General features: G+C 62.2%; 3 protein-coding genes. All 3 read right to left on the bottom strand.

Translation table 11 applies throughout. The features are described 5' to 3' along the window. Positions 1-1940 (bottom strand): ImcF-related family protein (locus tag SOP85_RS30840; protein ID WP_323629382.1); only part of this gene is annotated, 1940 nt, incomplete at its 3' end. Further along, a complete protein-coding gene (locus tag SOP85_RS30845) occupies positions 1927-3102 on the bottom strand; it encodes a hypothetical protein (protein WP_323629383.1) in 1176 nt (391 codons plus the stop codon). The genes SOP85_RS30845 and SOP85_RS30840, both read right to left, overlap by 14 nt. 115 nt (positions 3103-3217) lie before the next feature. Further along, the coding region (locus SOP85_RS30850) for a DUF3304 domain-containing protein (protein WP_323629384.1) at positions 3218-3401 on the bottom strand (184 nt) is incomplete at its 5' end.

Here is a 3401-nt window from a genome sequence, read left to right on the forward strand (position 1 = left end):
TGGTCGCTGAGCACCCAGTCGATTTCCTCACGCCGCGCCTCGGCGATGGCGTCGATGGCCGGGCGCACCTGGCCCTCCCAGGCCTGACGGGTGAACACCCCCGGCACGTTGGCCGTGCTGACGAACAGCGCCCGTGCCTCGGTGTCGCCAACCATCTGTTGCAGGTTCAACGCCGGGTAATGGTTGGCGGCCTCATCGAGGACGGTTTTATACAGGCTGGCTTCGGCATTGCGCTGACCCAACTGGCCGAGCAGCAGCTGACGAACCTGGGCCACCAGCTTGGGGTCGGCCGCAATGCGCCAGTCCGGGTGGGAAGCCAGTTGCTCGCCATAGAACTGCCAGAGCGTCGGCGACAGGCCGTGCCACAGCCCCGGCGAAACCCCGGCGCCGCTCGGTTCGAGCGGGCCCAGGACCTTGACCAGAAAGGCTGCGTCGGCTTTTTCCGGGCGCGCCAGCATCAGGTAGGCCTTGAGTTGTTCGTAGGCCTGCGGCGCGCGCTTGAGGCGTTCGGGGCTGTCGGCGGGGAGCTTGGTCAGGGCAGCGAGTTGTTGCTGCAGGCTGGCCACGGCAGGGTCACGCAGCAGGCGCTGGTTGGCCTCGACGTAGGTGGGCCAGAGCATTTGCAGCAGTTCCGGATTTTTGTTCAGGCCGAAGCGTTGGTACAAGGGCGTGCCGTGGGTGACGCGGTATTCCAGGCGACCTAGTTCGCGGGTCAGGTCATTCAGGGCGAGGAATTGTTCGTCACTGGTTGATGATTGTTGCAGGGTCGCCAGCGACGTTTGGACCTGGGCGATGTGCACGCGATTGCTGACGAAGGACAGCAACATGCCGGCGCTCCAGGCCAGTGCCAGGGCGAGCATCAGGGCCTGCGCGATACGGGTCGCAGGCCAACCGAGGCGACGGACGCGCGCCTTTGTATCGCCGAGCACGCCCTGCCACACTGGCGCTATCGACCAGAAATTACCGCGGTTATGGGTATCCGCCGGTGCCGATGGTAACGGCAGGCTGAACCACAACCCGCGCAACGGCACGCTTCGGGCCAACTCGCCGAGCAATGGCGCCAGCGCCTGCCGCCAGCGGGGAATGCCCTCGACCTGCAGATCGCGGGACAGGCGCAGCAAAAAGTCATGCTGCATCTGCCCACGCATCTGCTCCAGGCCCTCCTGGCGCAAAGGCTCGAGCAATTGCTCCAGGCGACTCTCCAACTCGACGACAGTGAAGCCGGCGGGCAACGCGCAACCCACCGGCTGCATCGGGCGCCCGTGCTGAAGCCAGCCACTGTCGCAGACCTGCCACAGGTGCAGCGGCAACTGCCAATGCAGCGCTCGCGCTAGATCACACAGACGCCTCACGTTTTCGCCGAGCGCTGCGGCGTCGGTGGTCTGCGCCTTGTTCAAGGCCCAGACCACGCCATCGAAGGAACGCCAGCGGCTCAAACGCTGCCATTGGCTGAACAGCATTGGCGCCTGCACGCTACCGCCGAAAAGAAGCACGGTGTCCTGTGCATGCAGGAAGTACCGGGTGGTCAGGCCGGGGACGATGGCTTCGATCTGTTCAGGTTCGCCGACGACCAGGAGCACGCGCACCTTGAGGCGCCAGAAGGGGCCGTAGTGCTTGCGCAAATCTGCGAGTGCATTGGCGCACTCGTCTGACGGAGGTGCCTTGGTGTTCGGCAAGGGCAGTAGAGGCTGAGTGCCCATCACCAGCTTGTGAATTCCTTTCTTCAGGATCAACCAGATCGAACCTGCCAGGCTGAACAGCAGAGCCCAACACATCAGTCCTTTGAGCAGCAGATCCACCCACATGGCTTGGCTCACAGGACCACGCCCTGTCCACAACCACCAGGTCACACCACCCACCGTGACCACTACGGCCACGACCAGCGCCAGCAACAGCGCCGTCGGCCAGGACGATATTTTTGGAGCTTCAGCTATCTGCATGATCGGACTCCACAATGCCCAGGGCCAGGGTGTGTTGAGGGTCATTCGCCAACCAGGCACAAGGCACGCCATGCTGCTCGGCATACCAGGCAGCCAGGGTCTGCACGACCATGGCCTCCAGGTTCTGCAGCGCACCAAAGTTGGCGTCTTGCAGGTGTTGGCGGGTGTTCCAATCCATGACAGACAGCGGCGGCATGTCGGGTTGAGAGAACGACACGCATACCGGGGCGGAAGACTTCAGCTCGCTCTGTTGCGACGCTCGCTCGGCTACCGACGCCAGGCTCTCGGCATCCGCCGCGAACCACTCCCCGCGAGACAAGCGCACCCGACCTCGCGGGCCGAGCAACCACAACACGGCTGCCTCGCCCGCGGGCATGTGACTCTGTGTATCGGGCGGCGAAGAGTGGCAACCGGCACAAAGAATGCGGATATCCCAGGGTGCCCCATGCAGCCGATCAATGATCGCGTCAAGACTCTGCATGCCTTGCCAGGGCTCGGGTTGTTCGGGCAACTGGATTTGCGGACAGCACTGCTTCATCTGCTCGACAAATGCTTGCCAGGCGTCCAGTGAACCTTGCCAGTAACAACACACTGGCTGCACCACCTCGGGTTCCGTACGCTGCTCGACCCACTGCAGGGCCAGCAACGCTGCCAGTTGTCGTTCGCGCTCGGCAACATCGCGTCCAAGTACCTGGAGCAATCGAATCGCCGGGCCCTCGGGCGTCGTCTCTGGCACAGGGGGTTGATGGTCAGGACTGAACAGGCTTTGTCGATGTTCGGGCGAACTGCAGGCGGCGCCCAACAGCACCGATTCGATCAACCCGACTTTCTGGCGATGGTGGATCCACCAGGTGTGCTGAATCTGCGTGGCTGCATTGGCATGATATCGCGCGACATGCCAGTTGAAACGGTAGTACAACACGCGCAACATCAGTGCCAGCAACCACAACACTGCGACGCCAATCATCACACCCCATACGGTGAAAAAATAAAGTAAAGCTCGGAAGATATTCACAGAGTCACCCCGCCCAAGGTCGTACGTGTCCTCCAGAACGGCGCCACCAAACACCAAACCCAACAGTGCTGCGCCGCTAACCAGCCATTGCTTGTAATTGGGGGGTTGCGCCTGCGGATAGGGGGCGTACTTGGGAGCCACTTTCATGGGGCCACCAACGTGTCGGCGCACTGCAACTGACGTAGCAGCGGCGATCCTTGTTTAGTGCAGTGTTCTCTTGACTGGTTGGCTGCAGTGCAGCCCTTTAGCCCTTCGGCGTATTTCACTTCGGACATGACTGTGGCTCCGGTAAATGCAACGGGGTCTTGATCGGGTATTCAGGGCTGCCGTAGGCGTAGCAGGAGGTGGTGACTTGCAGTTCTTCGCAGGGCAGGAAGTGCACGGTGAGGCCGCAGACTTTTTGGCCGGTGTAGTCAGGGATTGGGACGACTTTGCTGTGTTGGCGT

The organism is Pseudomonas sp. YuFO20 (assembly GCF_035064975.1).
GTDB lineage: Bacteria > Pseudomonadota > Gammaproteobacteria > Pseudomonadales > Pseudomonadaceae > Aquipseudomonas > Aquipseudomonas putida_AE.